This is a genomic window from Marinomonas sp. 5E14-1 (genome assembly GCF_039939215.1).
GTDB lineage: Bacteria > Pseudomonadota > Gammaproteobacteria > Pseudomonadales > Marinomonadaceae > Marinomonas.
This window is the reverse complement of sequence record NZ_JBDXMW010000004.1, coordinates 152,242-169,270: the sequence shown is the minus strand read 5'-3', so window position 1 is coordinate 169,270 and position 17,029 is coordinate 152,242. Positions and strand designations below refer to the sequence as shown.

The following is a 17,029-nucleotide window of genomic DNA, read 5'->3' as shown; positions in this document are numbered from 1 at the left end:
ATTTCAGACACAAAAAAGGCCGAATAATCGGCCTTTAGACTTTCATTTAGATGACTCTCACTCATTCAGCATTCAATTGCTGCTCAAGCATAAGTTGATTAATTTGCTTACGCAGTCGAATAATTTCACTGTTTACCTGCGTTCTAAATGCATCACTAGAGTCAATCGCATCCTGATGGCTCGCTAAAGTTTGCTTAACTGTTACCAAGTCTGCATCGCTTATATTCGCTGTTTTATCATCAAATGCGGCTACTTCACTTTGAAGGACAACTAACTCCTGCTGAATTTTGCTTAGCACAGCTGTTTGGCTAACCACAGAGCTATCTAAAGCCTCAACCTGCTCTTCTTGTGCAATTATTTTGCTACCCACTTCATTCAAGCTTGTGCTTTGCTGCTCTTGCAGCGCCGTTACATTTTTCACTGCACTGTCTAACGAAGCCACATTAGGCACAAGTTTGTTGTAACCCGCTTCAATGTCATTAAAAGTATCTGACTGAATAGCAATACGTTTAGACTGAACAGATAAAGTTTCCTTCAATGAGGCAACTTGTTTTTCCAGTACTTCTATCGCTTTATTATTGTTGGCAATCGCCGTACGATTTCTATCATAAGCGACAGCCCACAACTTACGAATTTCGCTATCATGCTCTTTTAGGGTTTCTTCTAATGTCTGACCTTGTTTATTAGCCGAAACATCCGCTGCAAGCAATTGGTGGTCAAGATTCTGTATTTCCGTCTTGGCACCATAAACCTCATGTCGCAATTGCATATTTTGTTGCCACAGCCAAAAACCACCACCTGCGACGGCTAATAAAACAACCACAATCAACGAATAAACGCCTAGTAAATTTGCCTTTTTATGCACAACATTAGGCGCGTGCTTTGGTTGCACTTGGGTAGGAATAGACCGAGCCTTAGGCGTCGCCATATTCGGTCTTCTTTCGCTGACTTCATCTTGATCCAGAGTCAGGCTTGGGATCTCAACATCATCATCTCTTCGCATGGAAATCTTATATAGTCGTTATTAACAAAAATTATGGGAAATCGCCCGAGAACAATTCTAAAGAATATTATCTTAACTTGTTCAGTGCTACTATATAAGCACCATTAACTGCTTGATAACAAGCATTTTTCGTTAATATAAAGCAAGGAGAATTGAAATGTCTTTTGAATTACCAGCCCTTCCTTATGCTAAAGATGCTCTTGAGCCTCACATGTCTGTGGAAACTCTTGAATACCATCACGGTAAGCATCACAACACTTATGTTGTGAAATTGAACGGCTTAGTTCCTGGTTCTGAATACGAAAACAAATCACTTGAAGAGATTATTACATCTGCTCCTATTGGTCCTGTTTTCAATAACGCAGCACAAATCTGGAACCACACTTTTTTCTGGAACAGCTTAAGCCCTAACGGCGGCGGAGAACCAACTGGCGCTCTTGCAGATGCTATTAACGCTAAATGGGGTTCTTTCGCTAAGTTCCAGGAAGCGTTCAATGACAAAGCTGTAAACAACTTTGGAGCTAGCTGGACTTGGTTGGTTAAGAATGCTGATGGCTCTCTAGATATCATCAACACTAGCAATGCAGCAACACCGCTAACAAGCGACCAAACTGCAATCCTAACCGTTGATCTATGGGAACACGCTTACTACATTGATTACCGCAATGTACGTCCTGATTACCTTAAAGGTTTCTGGGCACTAGCTAACTGGGAATTTGCGGCAGCAAACTTCGCAGCTTAAGGCCTTTCAAACGTTTATTAAAACGTTCATAAGACCAGTCAAAAAAACGCGGCTTTTAAAGCCGCGTTTTTTATTCAAATTTAAAAGCCAAGCGCTTAAGCACGGCCAGTAAATTTGCGCTCTTCAACATTGACCTTAATTAGATCACCAGTAGAAATATGCTCCGGTACCTGAACGATTGCACCTGTAGACAGTTTCGCTGGTTTAGTACGAGAGGTTGCAGAAGCACCTTTGATAGACGGATCTGTTTCAACCACTTCTAACTCAACGTTAGTAGGCAATTCAATTGCCACAGGCGCATCGTTTACCAAGACGACTTGAATTCCCGCAGTACTTTCATTGAAGAACAATATCTCCTCTTCAATCGAAGCTGTGTTCAAGTTATAAGGCGTGTAATCTTCATTGTCCATGAAGACATACTCATCACCATCAGAATAAGAATACATCACAGGTCTACGGATAAGATCAGCAAGATTGATCATGTCTGAATCTTTAAATGTTTCATCCAACTTTCGACCTGATACCACATCATACATACGCATGCGGTAAAGACTTCCACCTGCACGACCTTGTGGAACTGAGCGCTCAATAGCTCTTACAATGTATGTTTTCCCATCGTAGTCAATTGCCATATTTCTTTTAATTTCACTCGCCTTAGGCATCTTCTCTCATCCTAAAAATAACGTTTTATAAAATGTAAAAATGAGTCTTCACTCACCTATTAACGCCCCGAAGGACTTTAATGCTATTTGTGCTTTTTTAGCAGCATTAATCATCTGCTTTCATGTGAGCACTGTTGATCACCTGATGAATAGGATAAAGAACATCCGCTCCTAGAATTTTAGCTCGTTCTGGTGACCAGCCGACTATTTCGTCTGGTAGGTTCCGGTTGTCTTTAAACGGCATTTCCAAAGTAAAAGACAGGCAATTATAAGTTTCACCGACCCATTTCGTTGCGACAGTAAGATTAGCCTCACCAAATTGATCTGGCGTATAACCAATTTCTGTTTGAAAATCTGGGCTTACAGCAACAAAGGCGTCTTTAAACAAACTTTCCATTGCCGCCATTCGATCATCAAAAGATGGAACGCCTTGGCAACCATCTACAAAGTTTACTGGTAAAGCTTCATCACCATGGATGTCTAAAAACATGTCTACGCCTGTTTCAGCCATTTTCTTCTGAACAGCCAATACTTCAGGACTAAACTCTGGTGTTGGACTTTTCCACTCGCGATTCAAATTTACACCCTTCGAATTCACTCGCAAGTTACCTAATACCGCACCATCTGGGTTCATATTTGGCACAACATAAAAACGGCATTGTTTTAGCAAAGAACGCGCAATTGGGTGAGATTCATCAAATAAACGCTCTAACAAGCCCTCGATAAACCATTCCGCCATGGTTTCACCTGGATGCTGACGAGCAATAATCCAAATATTTTTGGCTAAGCCTTGAGTTTTACTGACTTCCAGCAAAGTAATATCTCGTCCTTCAGCTGTTTCACCTAAATGATCGGTAATACAATCTTCATGGCTTGCCGCCCAAGAAATCATGTCTAAGTGGCGCTCGTAGCTGTAAGGCGCAAAGTAAGCATAATAAACGCTATCTTGCTCAGGTTGGTGAGAAATCACCAATTTCCCATCAACATATTCTGTCGGAACACGAAACCAGTATTCGCGGTCATAAGAAGCAACCGCTTCATAGTTTACCCAGCCATCAGGGTAAGCGGCATCGCTGGCATTTTCGAAATGGATCACGCATTGTTCGCCCATTCCGCCTTGTAAACGAAAATAAAACCATTGGAGGAATTTAGAGTTTGTATCATTAGGGATCTTTACTCTAATATTGTCCGGCTCCGACGCATTTATAACGGAGATGTTACCGCCATCAAACGCACTACTGATCTTGATTCGGCTGGTCATTTATTCTTCCTTAACAATCAAACATTGGTTCTAAATTATGGCAAGTTTACCTATATTCATGACGGCTGTCGCCAACTCTTCCGACGAGCCCGCTTTCCCATTACTTTTTACTTGGTCTACTCATGGCGCTCAGGTTAAAGAAGTGCTCGTTATTCCAGATGACGAATGGTTAGAAAACCACACTATTGAAGCTAACGCCCATGATTTGGACGAACAACAACTCCATGAATTTGGCTTTGAAGCCAGCGATATCTTAGCTGAGTGGGTTAATGAATTTGATACAGATGTTGTTTATGGCCTAGAGCCTGAAGAGCTGAACCACCTTATCGAAGCCACTTACGACACAAAAGGTTTAGAGCCGAGCTTTGAAGTTCAAAGCATTCATTCTTGGTTTGAAGAGCGTGACGTCAACCTAAACGATGCCTTTTTAGAGCAAGGCCAGACAACACCACTGCACTTACTACCACCTGATGAGCTGGTCATCCAGTTATTGCAAATTGCCGTGGAGTATGGACTCATCGACCAAAACGACATTCCGTCAATCGATTAAAGTGCGGCAACGGTGTGTGTAATTAAACTGCGCACACCGTTCACTAGCATCTGTACAGACATCATCAACAATAACATTCCCATTAACCTTTCCAGTGCAGCCAAGCCTTTTTCCTTTAGCAAGCGATTCAGTAAAGGTGCCATGGCTAGAATCACAACAGAAATCCCCCACGCAGCCAAAACAGAAATCAGCAATGAACTCCGTTCTTCAGGGAAGCTTTTCACCATAACCAATAGCATAGCTAGCGTTGACGGCCCAGCTAACATAGGAATAGAAATAGGTACTATGAATGGCTCTACAACATTGATCTTCTCTTGGTTTAAAGCTGAAGGAAAAATCATTTTCAACGCGATAACAAATAAGACCACGCCACCAGCAATAGAAATAGACTCTGTTTCAAGGTGCAAGACCTTCAAAAACTCAGCACCAAAAAATAAGAAAGCCACCAAGATTAAAAGGCCAATCAAACCGTCACGTATAACAATTTGAAATTGCCGCTTCTGTGCAACCCCTTTCATAACAGACAGTAGAATCGGGATATTTCCAAATGGATCAATTACAAAAAGAAATAAGAGGGTTGCAGAAAGGATTGAAAACTCGTTCGTCATTAGTATAGCCAGTTAAACCTATTTAAAATAAAACAGTTAGAGCAGACAAACAAAAGCCTGCTCTAATCAGATTGCTTTTATACCACAGTGCCTCTTGGTGGACGCTCTTTATTGATGGTAAATGTCATGCCATCCAGTAGCTCCCCAAGATCAGGACGAGCTGATGGTCCATTAGAAATAGCCACAATTTGAACTGTCCCGTCTGGGCGCAAACAAAATACCGCAGGTTCTGCAAATAAACCATCGGCCTCATTTGGGCTTAGAGGCTCACTAATATACAAGCCTAATTTACGCATTTCATATTCAGACAGTTCACAAGCGACAGGAAAGGTCCAACTAAACTCAGTAATATCCGCTTGCGCTTTCTCACGGGAATCCGCCGACACTGTCATAATACTAAAACCGGCGTCATGCCAAGCTGTTTGCATTTTCTCTAAAGTGTTTAGGTATTTTTTACAGCAACCACAATGCCTACCACGATAAACAATAACTAATTGCCATTTTCCAGATGCGTTTCCAATTTCAACCATCTTCCCATTGTCTACAGACAATGCAGAAAAAGAAGGAAAAGTAATGCCAGCATTCACTTTTGAAACACTCATGAGGCATACCTTTTTTATAATAATTTATCGACATGTACAGCCTTGCAAATTTACTGCAGAAAACAACCTAGACAATGGGCTTGTTCATTCTTTGCTTGCTTACTCAAAAACTAATCATTGTGAGATTTAAAGAACGACTTCCTTGTTGTTCTTTATCAATATCTAAACATTGCTGCTTTGACGTTTAGCCGTTTTGCATTTCTTCAAGTTCAAGCCAACGCTCCATTGTGGATTCAAGCTCCTGCTCTTTGTTAGCCATTTCAGCCAAGGTATTCTGAACTTTTTCTTTGTCTCCAGAGTAAAAGTCAGTCAAGCTTGTGATCTCATTTAATGAGGCAATTTCAGCTTCTAGCTTGGCAATGGTTTCCGGCATCAAGTCAAATTCACGCTGCATTTTGTAGCTGAGCTTCGCCTTTGGTTTAGTGGCAGCTTTTGCTTCAACAACAGGTTCTTTTTTTTCAGCCACTTTAGCTTTGCTTTTCGGCTCATCTGTTTGCGATGTTGATTCCGTTGGGAATTTACCGCCTTGGCGAATCCAGTCTTGATAACCACCAACATATTCTTTCACATGACCATCCCCCTCAAAGGCAATGACACTGGTAACAACGTTATCAAGGAAAGAACGGTCGTGACTTACTAACAACAAGGTGCCGTCATAGTTCATTAACAGTTCTTCCAATAACTCCAATGTTTCCACATCTAAGTCGTTGGTTGGCTCATCCATTACTAATAAGTTCGCTGGTTTAGTAAAAAGCTTTGCTAATAAAACACGGTTACGCTCACCACCCGAAAGGGCTTTAATTGGCGTACGAGCACGCTCAGGTGGGAATAAGAAATCACCAAGATAACCAATAACATGTTTGTTCTGACCGTTAATTTCAATAACATCTTTGCCTTCACCTACGTTTTCAGCAACCGTTTGCTCAGGGTCTAGCTGCTCACGTAATTGGTCAAAGTAAGCGACGTTTAATTTCGTTCCTTGACGCACTTCCCCTGTCGTTGGCTGAAGGCTACCTAATAAGATTTTTAGGAAGGTACTTTTACCGCAACCATTTGGACCGATCAGTCCAATACGGTCACCACGGTTCACCATAAAGTCCATTGGACGCAAAATAACTTTATCCTCAAAGGAATGACTAACTTGCGTAAACTCTGCCACCAATTTACCGGACTTTTCTTTTGTCTCAATTGCCATTTTTGCATTGCCTTGACGATTGATTCTTTGTGACCTTTCTTCACGTAACGCTTTTAAAGCTCGCACTCGACCTTCGTTACGGGTACGTCGCGCTTTAATACCTTGACGAATCCATACTTCTTCTTCTGCAAGACGCTTATCAAATAAAGCATTTGCGCGCTCTTCTTCTTCCAGTAGCTTTTCTTTAAAGACAAGAAACTCATGAATGCTGCCGCTAAAAGAAAGTAGATTACCACGGTCTAATTCGACAATACGGTTTGCTAATTTTTCGAGGAAGCGACGGTCATGGGTAATAAAAAGAATCAAACCGCGGAATTGCTGAAGCTGTTGCTCCATCCACTCAATCGTTGGCACATCCAAATGGTTTGTTGGCTCGTCAAGTAGCAAAACATCTGGATTCGAAATCAATGCTTGCGCCAAAATAACACGACGACGCCAACCGCCGGATAATTCCGACATCAATTTATCAGCCGGTAAAGCCAATCGTTGAATCATGTGATTCACTCTTTGCTCTAAATCCCAACCTTGAACTTTATCCAGTTCAGTTTGGATTTCACCTAACTCATCTGAGTGGTCATTTTCTATATCTTCTAAAAGCTTGAAATAACGAGCCATTAGTTCGTGAGCTTGACCTGCACCTTCACTAACCACTTCACGAACGGTTTTTTCATTCGCTTCGGGCAATTCTTGGGGCAACTGAGCGACCTTCATGCCACCTTCAATTCGAACCACACCTTCGTCTGGAATTTGCTCTCCAGACACAATTTTTAAAAAGGTGGATTTACCAGCACCATTACGACCGATAATAGCAACACGCTCTCCAGCTTCCGCTGAAAAACTGATTTTTGACAACAGCGGATTATGCCCAAAAGCAACGCTGATCTGTTCTAACGACAATAGACTCATATCTATCCATATAATGTAAAAATTTTGTGGCGATATAGTATCACTCTTCTAACAAAAGAATCAGTACATACCCATAGCTAAGCCTCTAAAAATAATTAACCTAAAGACAATAAAATAAACATTTAGCAAGCAGCGTCATTAACTCAGATAATAACCTAGATATAATCCTGACAATTCTTGAAGAAAAGTACATCATTAGCCATTATCTAAGAAAACAATTCATAATAAATTTTCATTTATGGAGCCTTAAATGGAGCTCAAAAATAAAGTAGGACCCATCACTGCTGTTGTTTTAACCGCTATCGCAGTAGGTTGGATGCTTATTGGTGGAAATGGCGTTACGGTTAGCCCCTCCGAATCAAGCCAAAAAAACAATACGACTTCCAGCCTAACGGTAGAGTCCAAACTTATTTATTCCGTTCAAGCAAAAACATTGACGGCTGGTACCATTGAAATGCATTTGCCGCTTAGTGGCACAACAGAAGCGGATGAAACCTTATCTTTGATTAATACCTATCCGGGTAGAATCACCAATTTACCAATCGAAAAAGGTTCCTTTGTGAAAAAAGGAACACCTCTTTTAGAAATTGATACTCGAACACTAAAAGCCGAAATCGACCAAGCTAAGCTGCTCGTCAAACAAAGGATATTAGAGCTAGAGGGAGTTAAGCAGTTAGCAGCCAACAATTACTCTTCTAAGGTGAGTTTAGCTCAAGCAGAAACCGAATTAGCCAGCGCAAAGTCAGCAGAGCGCCGATTATTGGTCGATTTAGAGAATGCCATTCTTACTGCGCCCTTCTCCGGCATTTTAAACACATTAGATGTTCAAGAAGGCCAAGTCATTGCTGCTGGTGATACCATCGGCACATTAGTCTCTTTGAATCCCATTAAGGTGAGTGTGAACATTCCGCAGAATAAGATTCAGCAAATCAAACTCGGCACACCTGGAGAAATTCGACTTGAATCAGGCTACGAAGCCGAAGGGTTTGTTTCTTATATAAATACAACCGCCAACGCAGCAAGCCGAACCATTACGGTCGAAATACAAGTAGATAATCCAGATAATATTATTCCGGCTGGATTAACCGCAGCGGTTGACTTCACCATAGACGAACAAAAGGCACATGCATTTTCACCTGCATTACTCACATTGGACAATACTGGAAAAACGGCAATCAAAACCATCGACATTAACAATCGAGTGGTGATTTCTCCAGTGACTATTGTGAAGTCTGAACGAGACCAAGTATGGGTCAGCGGCCTACCTGATAATGTGAATATTATTACTGTTGGACAAGGATTTGTGTCTGCTGGTGATGAAATTGACGCACATTACAAAGACTAAGGAAGCTCAGCCATGCAAACTTTGATTGAGGCGGCTTTAGCTCGCTCCAGAACCGTAATGATGTTCTTTGTCCTAATTCTTGTTATGGGCGTAGTATCTTACATCGAAATAGCCAAAGAAAATGACCCAGACATTACCATTCCTCTTGCCTATGTTTCTGTCTCCTTAGAAGGCATCTCTCCAGAAGACGCGGACAGCCTATTAGTCCATCCTTTGGAAAAAGAGCTGAAAGGACTCGAGGGTTTAAAGGAATTAAAATCGACCGCCTCTGAAGGGCATGCCTCTATTATTTTGGAATTTGAGTCTGGCGTAGACATAGATCAAGCTATTATTGATGCGAAAGACAAGGTCGACCGAGCGAAAAGTGAATTACCTGATGATGCAGACGAACCCACCGTCACAGAAATCAATTTATCTACGTTTCCCGTATTGCGCGTCAACCTATCGGGTAATGTGGATTTTGCGACATTAAGCCGCACAGCGAAGAACCTTCAAGACGCTATCGAAGCGGTTGATGGCATTTTGGAAGCGACTATTAGTGGTGACCGTGATCAACAAGCACAAATCATTATTCGCCCAGAACAGCTTGAATCCTATAATTTATCTCTCACAGATGTCGCCAATTTTGTCTCAGGCAATAACCGACTTGTCGCTGCGGGTAATCTTGATACGGGCGCGGGCCGCTTTTCTCTAAAAGTTCCAGGCCTACTTAAAACTAAAGAAGACATTCTCAATTTACCGATTAAAGCAGAAGGCGATCAAGTTGTTCTATTAGGTGATATTGCAACGGGGGCACTGACCTTTGAAGATCCAAGCAGCTATGCTCGCGTTGAAGGTAAACGCAGTATCAGCTTAGCGGTATCGAAACGCGTTGGCGAAAACATTATTGAAACCATTGAGGCTGTAAAAGAGGTTATCGCGTCTGAGAGTAAGCAATGGCCAGAAAACCTTGAATACAATTTAACTGGGGATAAATCGACCGACATAGAAACCTCTTTAAACGATCTTTTCAATAACGTCTTAGCAGCCACTCTTTTAGTTATGATTGTGATTGTCTGGGCCCTCGGTATTCGAAGTGCTTTACTAGTCGGTTTGGCGATTCCTGGTGCTTTTCTATCTGGTATTTTGCTATTAGATTTACAAGGCTACACCATCAATATGGTTGTCTTGTTTGCCTTAATACTCAGTGTCGGCATGTTGGTTGATGGTGCCATTGTAGTCACTGAATATGCAGATCGAAAGTTAGCCGAAGGCGCATCGAAACGACAAGCGTACAGTGAAGCTGCAAAGCGTATGGCTTGGCCAATTACGGCTTCAACAGCAACCACGCTTGCTGTTTTTATGCCTTTGCTTTTTTGGCCTGATATCGTTGGCGAGTTCATGAAATTCATGCCAATTACCATTATCGCAACACTGGCCTCCTCGTTGGTAATGGCGCTGATAGTACTTCCTACCATTGGCTCAATGATTGGTAAGAAAGGTGCTTACAGTGAAAAAACGTTACAGGCTATACGCATTACTGAAAGCGGTGACTTAACCGAACTGACAGGCGCTACTGGTTTTTATGGAAGAATGCTAACCCGTTTAGTCGAGCGACCAATTTGGGTATTAATGTTCACCATTACCCTCCTTATTAGTGTGCTCATGATTTATGGGAAGTTTGGTAAAGGGGTTGAATTCTTCCCTAACATAGAACCTGAATCCGCCAACTTGGAGATACGGGCCCGTGGCGATCTATCTCTTGATGAAAAAGACGATTTAGTCAAACAGGTTGAACTACAACTTATAGGTACTCCTGAACTAAAAAGCATTGTGACGACTTCCTACGCAACACCCGGAAATAACGCATCGCCCGATAGTATAGGCTCAATCAGTTTGGAATTTGTTGATTGGTACCAGCGTGAGCCAGCGAGCATCATCTTGGATCGCATCCGCGAAAGGACGAAGCAAATTCCTGGAATTGAAGTGAGCGCAGAAAAAGAACAAGGCGGACCTCAATCCGGTGCGGATATTCAATTACAGCTTACTTCTAATTTCTCGGAAGCACTCTATCTAGCAGCTGACGAGATCAGTAAAAAGTTGTTTGAAAGAGAAGAAATCGTCACGGTCAATGACGATAGATCTTTAAATGGGATTGAATGGCGTATAGATATTAATCGAGCTGAAGCAAGTCGCTATGGTGTTGATGTTAATAGCCTTGGCAATGTTATTAAACTGGTCACCACAGGCATTACATTAAGCGACTTTTTACCAGAAGGCGCAGATGACAAAGTAGACATTGTTTTGCGCTATCCAGTCAATCAACGTAGCTTGGATCAACTTGATCAGTTACAAATACCAACCAATCAAGGAAGCATTCCTGCGAGCAATTTTATCACTCGTTATGCTGCACCAAAACAAGGTGTAATAAATCGCACAGACGGTAAAAAAGCCGTTCAAATTGATGCTGACGTAAAAGACGGTTTAGTCGTTGATGAAGTCATTAAAGCCATTAAAATTGAATTGGATAACGCCAATATCGACAAAACGGTCAGTTATGAATTCCGGGGTAATACCGAAGAGCAGCAAAAATCGATGGTCTTTTTATTGAAAGCTTTTGGTGTTGCTTTCTTCATTATGGCGATCATTCTTGTCACCCAATTTAACAACTTCTTCCAATGCTTGTTGATATTGAGTGCGGTTGTCTTTTCAACCATGGGCGTCTTCATCGGGCTCATGCTTAAAGGTCAGCCTTTTGGTGTTGTTATGAGTGGTGTTGGAGTCATCGCCTTAGCCGGTATTGTAGTCAACAATAACATTGTCCTGATTGATACCTTTAACGGTTTACGTAAGCAAGGGATGATGGTGCGTGAAGCAGCCATTCGTACGGGAGTTCAACGTTTGCGCCCCGTTATGTTAACTACGATCACAACCGTGCTTGGACTAATCCCAATGGTGTTTCAGTTAAACATAGACTTAACACATCAGTCATTAAGTGTTGGTGCTCCTTCTGCTCAATGGTGGACACAACTTTCTACTGCTATTGCTGGCGGATTAACGTTTGCCACACCACTTACGTTGATCTTAACGCCTTGTCTGTTAGTACTTGGTTATCGTAGAAAAGAAAGAAAACAGCTTGAGGCTCTTCAACAAGAAACTACCTCAAACGTCTCACTTATTAACTCAGTAGAATAAATCCCTTACCTAGAAACAACAAAGCCAAGCGTTATGCTTGGCTTTGTTTAGGTGTTAAACAAGAAAGAGGTTACATAGGATGCATCATATCACTTGCTTGCACGTCTTCTATCGCAGACTTATTGGAGTCATTACGCACACCTTCAAGACCTGCCAAATAATCACTGTCTATATTGCCCGTAATATAAGTCGCATCGAATACAGAAGTATCAAACTCACGAACATCAGAGTGTTTTTCATCAATACATGCATCAATCAAATCAGGTAAGTCTTGGAAAATTAACTTATCTGCGCCAATTAATTCACAAATCTGATCCACATCACGATTGTGAGCAATTAACTCCTGTGCTGCAGGCATATCAATACCGTAAACATTTGGGTAACGGACTTCAGGAGCAGCCGAAGCAATGTAAACTTTCTTAGCACCGGCTTCACGAGCCATTTCAATAATTTCTTTACTAGTTGTACCGCGAACGATGGAGTCATCAACCAATAGAACAGTCTTGTCTTTAAACTCAAATGGCACTGGGTTTAATTTCTGACGTACCGATTTTTTACGAACTGCCTGACCAGGCATGATAAAGGTACGACCGATGTAACGGTTTTTAACTAATCCTTCACGGAAAGGTATGTTTAGCGCTTGCGCAATTTGCAGAGCAGCGGTTCGGCTCGTATCGGGAATAGGAATAACCACATCAATATCATTATTAACCCACTCACGTTGAATTTTCGCAGCTAGACGATCACCCATGTTAATACGCGCTTTGTAAACTGAAATTGAATCAATTACGGTATCAGGACGAGCAAAATAAACATATTCAAACAAACAAGGACGCGCAGGCTTCTTCGGTGTGCACTGACGAACATGAACTTTATGGTTCACGTCAAAGAAAATCGCTTCACCAGGTAAGACATCACGCTCAATTTTGAAACCAGCAGCATCAAGAGCAACACTTTCAGATGCCACCATGTACTCAATGCCTGTATCAGTTTGTCTAGAACCATAAATCAACGGACGAATGCCATCAGGGTCACGGAAAGCTAAAATGCCGTAGCCTGTGATCAAGGCAACTACCGCATAACCACCTTCAATACGCTTATAAACACGTTCTAAAGCATTAAAGATATCTTCTGGATTAGGAACTAATTTGCCTTCTTCATGAAGTTCATGGGCTAAAACGTTCACCAACACTTCGGAATCAGACGTGGTATTAATGTGACGTAAGTCAGATTCAAATACTTCACGCTTTAATTTTGCTGTGTTTGTTAAGTTGCCGTTATGCGCAAGAGAAATTCCGTAAGGAGAGTTAACGTAGAAAGGTTGTGCTTCTGCTGAACTGGATGTTCCTGCAGTCGGATAGCGAACATGTCCTATGCCGATATTACCTAGCAATTTTTTCATATGGCGAGTACGGAATACTTCACTCACAGGACCATTATCTTTACGTAAAAATAAACGTCCATTGTGACTGGTTACCATGCCCGCAGCATCTTGCCCACGATGCTGAAGAAGCGTTAACGCATCAAAAATTGACTGGTTAACTATGGACGTGCCAACGACACCAACGATACCACACATGTTATAGATCCTCGTGTTGGGGAATTACGGCAAACACCGTAAGAAATCTTAACTTATTTTATTGCTACTAAAGCAACTAACTACCAAGAACACGGTCCATGAGAGTCGAATCCATAAAATCCGAGCTCTTGCCTAACATTTCACGTGTCCATTCATTCAACTGTCCCAATTGAGGAATCAACTGCGACGATTTCCAAAATTCTGCTTGTTCTATCGCTGGACTCAAACTGAGCAAAGACACAAAAGCAACAACAATTAAGCTCCCTCGAGCAAAACCAAATAGCATGCCCAAAACCCTGTCTGTACTAGACAAGCCGGTCACTTGTATCAGCGAACTGAGTAAAAAGCTTACTAATACACCAGAAATCAATGAAGCAATAAACAAAGAAACAAACGAAACGATATAACGAATGCGGTCATCTTGCACTTGATCAACCAGTAAAGCCTGCATTTGATCAGAGAATTTGATTGCCACCACAAAGGCAACAACCCAAGTCAGAAGAGATAAAACCTCCTTCACAAACCCTCTTTTTAAGCTAAGTAAAGTAGAAAGAACCACCACTGCAACGATTAGCCAATCCAATGTCGACATCGAGTTTACTTGTTCCATGAATACCTCTAAAAATCGCTGCGGAGTTTAACAGAACAGCAATATATTCCAAATACTGAAAACTAAAAGCTTGTTTAATTCGTAGAGAATTTTACGACGATACCAGACAAGCTGAATTTGCTTTTGATCTCGTTTCTAATCTTTTCTGATGTCTCTCTTTTAAACTCTGGTCCGACAAACACCTTATACAAATTATTTGTCGTTGTGCTGTAAGCGTCATAATTTGCCAGCTTGAGCTTTTCAACCAAACGAGTCGCGTTATCTTTGCTCTTAAAACTAGCAATCTGCACAACCCAACGATCCGCGACCACTTTAGGTGCTGGCTTTTCTACAACAACCTTTTTTGAAGTTTTAGGCGCAGCTTGTTTTATTGGTTCATCCACATCTTGCGCTGCTTTCGGAACAGGAATAAGGCTAATTTCTTGAGGCTCTTTCTGATCTTCGGATGATTCAATCGGTAAGGTATCTACAGGTTGAACAGGGGCAATTTTTAACGTAGGAAGCTCTGGCGGCTCACTTACTTGAACCTGAACATCTAACTCAGGTGGACGCTCTCCATCTAAAATCAGAGGCAAAATAATCGCAGCTGAAAGCACCATAATACTGGCGCCAATAAGTCTGTAGGTTATGGTTCTATCAATCATAAATCACTCTTTTGATTGGCCAATAGCCAAATAATCTGAGACGGTTATAAAGGAGCCAAATACAACGACGGAACGTTCTTCTAATTTTGCTTTAGCAATGGCTGAATCAAACGCCTCAGCAACCGAAGGGGAAGCTTTAACATGAAACTCAAGATTAGAGTCGCTAATAATTACTTGATCAGCAAGCTCCTTACCTTTAGACCCTCTTGGACCTTCTAAATCACAACAAAACCAACTCGAAAAGCTACTTGATAAATGCTTTATGACACTTGAGATATCTTTATCTTTTAGCATGCCACAAACAGCAATCGGAGGCTTAGGAAATTGTTTTATTCTCTGAGCAAGCTCAATGGCGGCTTCCGGATTATGAGCAACATCAATAAAGACATCTGGAGAACTTGCTACTTTTTGAAAGCGCCCTGTCAGCTGTACTGTTGTAAAAAGCGCAATAAGATCGTCTGGGGAAGGTTCCATTCCCATAAAGACTAATATAGCAACAACGGTAGCGGCATTTTGTAAAGGAAGCGAAGGAATAGGTAAATCTGTATATTGCAAACCAGAGCCACTCCATGACCAGCTTGATTCGCTGGCTAGGAAGTGAAAGTCCTGACCTTTTTGTCGTAAATCAGCACCTACTTGTAAAGCGGTTTTCGCAATGGATTTTGGCGGAATTACTACACCACTAATCAATAACTTGTCTTTTCTAGCGATGCCTGCTTTTTCATGAGCAATAACATCAAGGTCACTCCCCAACCAATCCGTATGGTCCAAAGAAATAGACGTAATAACAGCCACATCTGTGTCTATCATATTGACGGAATCCAATCTTCCACCTAATCCTACTTCTAGCACCCAGTAATCTAATTCAGACTGATCGAACACCCATAAAGCGGCTAGAGTACTAAATTCAAAGTAAGTTAAAGGAATGTCTCCTCTTGCTGCTTCGATCACTTCAAATGCCTGACATATCAGATCGTCTTCACAAGGTGAATTGTTTAAAGCAATTCGTTCATTAAAGGCTATAAAATGAGGAGAGGTATAGGTACCGACAGAATATTTTTGGGAACAAAAGTACTGAGTTAACATGGCACAAGTTGAGCCTTTGCCATTGGTGCCAGCTACAGTAATAACTTTGCACTTTGGACGAGAAAGGTTTAGACGAGATAAAACCTCATTCCCTCTATCCAGACCTAACTCTATTTCAGAGGGGTGCTGACTTTCAATATATGAAAGCCAGCTTGATAATGACCTTTGAGTCATTTAATTAAGCAACCTTGTTCGTCAATATCGATAGGATGTTATGTAAACGATCACGCATTTCTGAACGTTTAATGATCATATCCAATGCGCCCTTATCTAATAAGAACTCACTACGCTGAAAACCTTCTGGTAGTTTTTCACGAACTGTTTGTTCGATAACACGAGGGCCAGCGAAGCCAATCAAAGCATTTGGCTCAGCCACATTCAAATCACCCAACATAGCCAAAGAAGCGGACACACCACCAAATACTGGATCTGTCATAACAGAGATATAAGGAATACCTTCTTGCTTCATGCGTTCTAAACCGGCACTGGTTTTCGCCATTTGCATCAAAGAAATCAATGCCTCTTGCATACGAGCACCACCACTTGCAGAGAAGCAAATTAGAGGGATTCGTTTTTCTAAACAAACATTCACAGCTTGAATGAAACGTTCGCCAACAATCGCCCCCATAGAGCCGCCTAAGAAATTAAATTCAAAAGCAACAGCAACAACAGGCATACCATTTAGTGCACCCTGCATAGCGATCAATGCGTCTTTTTCGCCTGTTTTCTTTTGAGCATCAACAAGACGGTCTTTATAACGTTTTGAATCTTTAAACTTCAATTTATCTTCAGGCTCAAGATCCGCTGCGATTTCATAGCGGCCTTCTTTATCCAAGAAGATATCTAGACGACGTCGAGCACTAACACGAAGGTGATGCTCACACTTAGGACAAACATCCAAATTCTTCTCTAATTCTGGGCGGTACAATACGTTTTCGCATTTTGGGCATTTCTTCCATAAACCTTCAGGAACAGAACCTGATGTGCCGCGTTTCGATTCACTGCGCACAATGGAAGGTACAAACTTATCTAGCCAACTACTCATTTTTTTCTCCACATTAC

15 protein-coding genes are annotated in these 17,029 nt (G+C 41.6%); 4 read left to right on the top strand and 11 right to left on the bottom strand.

Annotated features, from left to right (window positions below):
- Positions 1-61: 61 nt before the first annotated feature.
- A complete protein-coding gene (locus ABFY09_RS05130) occupies positions 62-1,003 on the bottom strand; it encodes a hypothetical protein (protein WP_347983225.1) in 942 nt (313 codons plus the stop codon).
- Positions 1,004-1,160: 157 nt separating this feature from the next.
- Here ABFY09_RS05130 and ABFY09_RS05125 point away from each other — a divergent pair, with 157 nt between their 5' ends.
- Positions 1,161-1,745, top strand: coding sequence for a Fe-Mn family superoxide dismutase (locus ABFY09_RS05125; RefSeq protein ID WP_347983224.1), 585 nt, complete (start codon positions 1,161-1,163; stop codon positions 1,743-1,745).
- Positions 1,746-1,840: 95 nt separating this feature from the next.
- On the opposite strand, the gene yeiP is transcribed toward ABFY09_RS05125, so the two are convergent.
- Both yeiP and ABFY09_RS05115 read right to left on the bottom strand, forming a co-directional pair.
- Positions 1,841-2,407 carry an elongation factor P-like protein YeiP gene (gene yeiP / locus ABFY09_RS05120; protein ID WP_347983223.1) on the bottom strand — a complete coding sequence of 189 codons (567 nt, stop codon included), beginning with the start codon at positions 2,405-2,407 and terminating at the stop codon, positions 1,841-1,843.
- Positions 2,408-2,513: 106 nt separating this feature from the next.
- Positions 2,514-3,668, bottom strand: coding sequence for a M14-type cytosolic carboxypeptidase (locus ABFY09_RS05115; protein ID WP_347983222.1), 1,155 nt, complete (start codon positions 3,666-3,668; stop codon positions 2,514-2,516).
- 37 nt (positions 3,669-3,705) lie between these two features.
- Here ABFY09_RS05115 and ABFY09_RS05110 point away from each other — a divergent pair, with 37 nt between their 5' ends.
- Positions 3,706-4,218 (top strand): hypothetical protein, encoded by a 513-nt coding sequence (locus ABFY09_RS05110; protein ID WP_347983221.1) that lies wholly within the window; start codon positions 3,706-3,708, stop codon positions 4,216-4,218.
- Here the strand turns inward: ABFY09_RS05110 and ABFY09_RS05105 are convergent.
- The 3 genes from ABFY09_RS05105 to ABFY09_RS05095 form a co-directional block, all read right to left on the bottom strand.
- Positions 4,215-4,826 (bottom strand): MarC family protein, encoded by a 612-nt coding sequence (locus ABFY09_RS05105; RefSeq protein WP_347983220.1) that lies wholly within the window; start codon positions 4,824-4,826, stop codon positions 4,215-4,217. The genes ABFY09_RS05110 and ABFY09_RS05105 overlap by 4 nt on opposite strands.
- A 77-nt stretch (positions 4,827-4,903) precedes the next feature.
- Positions 4,904-5,428, bottom strand: a complete 525-nt coding sequence (locus ABFY09_RS05100) for a redoxin domain-containing protein (RefSeq protein ID WP_347983219.1) — start codon at positions 5,426-5,428, stop codon at positions 4,904-4,906.
- 184 nt (positions 5,429-5,612) lie between these two features.
- Positions 5,613-7,529 (bottom strand): ATP-binding cassette domain-containing protein, encoded by a 1,917-nt coding sequence (locus tag ABFY09_RS05095; RefSeq protein ID WP_347983218.1) that lies wholly within the window; start codon positions 7,527-7,529, stop codon positions 5,613-5,615.
- Between the two features lie 250 nt (positions 7,530-7,779).
- On the opposite strand from ABFY09_RS05095, the gene ABFY09_RS05090 reads away from it, so the two are divergent.
- A complete protein-coding gene (locus tag ABFY09_RS05090; RefSeq protein ID WP_347983217.1) occupies positions 7,780-8,874 on the top strand; it encodes an efflux RND transporter periplasmic adaptor subunit in 1,095 nt (364 codons plus the stop codon).
- A 12-nt stretch (positions 8,875-8,886) separates the two neighbouring features.
- Complete coding sequence (locus ABFY09_RS05085; protein WP_347983216.1) at positions 8,887-12,048, top strand: efflux RND transporter permease subunit; 3,162 nt, start codon at positions 8,887-8,889, stop codon at positions 12,046-12,048.
- Between the two features lie 70 nt (positions 12,049-12,118).
- Here the strand turns inward: ABFY09_RS05085 and purF are convergent, their stop codons facing one another.
- The 5 genes from purF to accD all read right to left on the bottom strand — a co-directional run bounded on the left by purF (position 12,119) and on the right by accD (position 17,012).
- Complete coding sequence (gene purF, locus ABFY09_RS05080) at positions 12,119-13,627, bottom strand: amidophosphoribosyltransferase (RefSeq protein WP_347983215.1); 1,509 nt, start codon at positions 13,625-13,627, stop codon at positions 12,119-12,121.
- 76 nt (positions 13,628-13,703) lie between these two features.
- Positions 13,704-14,237, bottom strand: a complete 534-nt coding sequence (locus tag ABFY09_RS05075; RefSeq protein WP_347983214.1) for a CvpA family protein — start codon at positions 14,235-14,237, stop codon at positions 13,704-13,706.
- 74 nt (positions 14,238-14,311) lie between these two features.
- Complete coding sequence (locus ABFY09_RS05070; RefSeq protein WP_347983213.1) at positions 14,312-14,881, bottom strand: SPOR domain-containing protein; 570 nt, start codon at positions 14,879-14,881, stop codon at positions 14,312-14,314.
- 3 nt (positions 14,882-14,884) lie between these two features.
- Complete coding sequence (gene folC / locus ABFY09_RS05065; RefSeq protein WP_347983212.1) at positions 14,885-16,141, bottom strand: bifunctional tetrahydrofolate synthase/dihydrofolate synthase; 1,257 nt, start codon at positions 16,139-16,141, stop codon at positions 14,885-14,887.
- Between the two features lie 4 nt (positions 16,142-16,145).
- Positions 16,146-17,012 carry an acetyl-CoA carboxylase, carboxyltransferase subunit beta gene (gene accD / locus ABFY09_RS05060; RefSeq protein ID WP_347983211.1) on the bottom strand — a complete coding sequence of 289 codons (867 nt, stop codon included), beginning with the start codon at positions 17,010-17,012 and terminating at the stop codon, positions 16,146-16,148.
- Between the last annotated feature and the right edge of the window lie 17 nt (positions 17,013-17,029).

Bases quoted from the DNA above. Each gene is read 5' to 3' on its own strand.
- ABFY09_RS05125 (WP_347983224.1), top strand. From the start codon at position 1,161: ATGTCTTTTGAATTACCAGCCCTTCCTTATGCTAAAGATGCTCTTGAG.
- ABFY09_RS05070 (WP_347983213.1), bottom strand. From the start codon at position 14,881: ATGATTGATAGAACCATAACCTACAGACTTATTGGCGCCAGTATTATG.
- folC (WP_347983212.1), bottom strand. From the start codon at position 16,141: ATGACTCAAAGGTCATTATCAAGCTGGCTTTCATATATTGAAAGTCAG.
- ABFY09_RS05085 (WP_347983216.1), top strand. From the start codon at position 8,887: ATGCAAACTTTGATTGAGGCGGCTTTAGCTCGCTCCAGAACCGTAATG.
- accD (WP_347983211.1), bottom strand. From the start codon at position 17,012: ATGAGTAGTTGGCTAGATAAGTTTGTACCTTCCATTGTGCGCAGTGAA.
- ABFY09_RS05095 (WP_347983218.1), bottom strand. From the start codon at position 7,529: ATGAGTCTATTGTCGTTAGAACAGATCAGCGTTGCTTTTGGGCATAAT.
- purF (WP_347983215.1), bottom strand. From the start codon at position 13,627: ATGTGTGGTATCGTTGGTGTCGTTGGCACGTCCATAGTTAACCAGTCA.
- ABFY09_RS05110 (WP_347983221.1), top strand. From the start codon at position 3,706: ATGGCAAGTTTACCTATATTCATGACGGCTGTCGCCAACTCTTCCGAC.
- ABFY09_RS05130 (WP_347983225.1), bottom strand. From the start codon at position 1,003: ATGCGAAGAGATGATGATGTTGAGATCCCAAGCCTGACTCTGGATCAA.
- ABFY09_RS05115 (WP_347983222.1), bottom strand. From the start codon at position 3,668: ATGACCAGCCGAATCAAGATCAGTAGTGCGTTTGATGGCGGTAACATC.
- ABFY09_RS05100 (WP_347983219.1), bottom strand. From the start codon at position 5,428: ATGAGTGTTTCAAAAGTGAATGCTGGCATTACTTTTCCTTCTTTTTCT.
- ABFY09_RS05075 (WP_347983214.1), bottom strand. From the start codon at position 14,237: ATGGAACAAGTAAACTCGATGTCGACATTGGATTGGCTAATCGTTGCA.
- yeiP (WP_347983223.1), bottom strand. From the start codon at position 2,407: ATGCCTAAGGCGAGTGAAATTAAAAGAAATATGGCAATTGACTACGAT.
- ABFY09_RS05105 (WP_347983220.1), bottom strand. From the start codon at position 4,826: ATGACGAACGAGTTTTCAATCCTTTCTGCAACCCTCTTATTTCTTTTT.
- ABFY09_RS05090 (WP_347983217.1), top strand. From the start codon at position 7,780: ATGGAGCTCAAAAATAAAGTAGGACCCATCACTGCTGTTGTTTTAACC.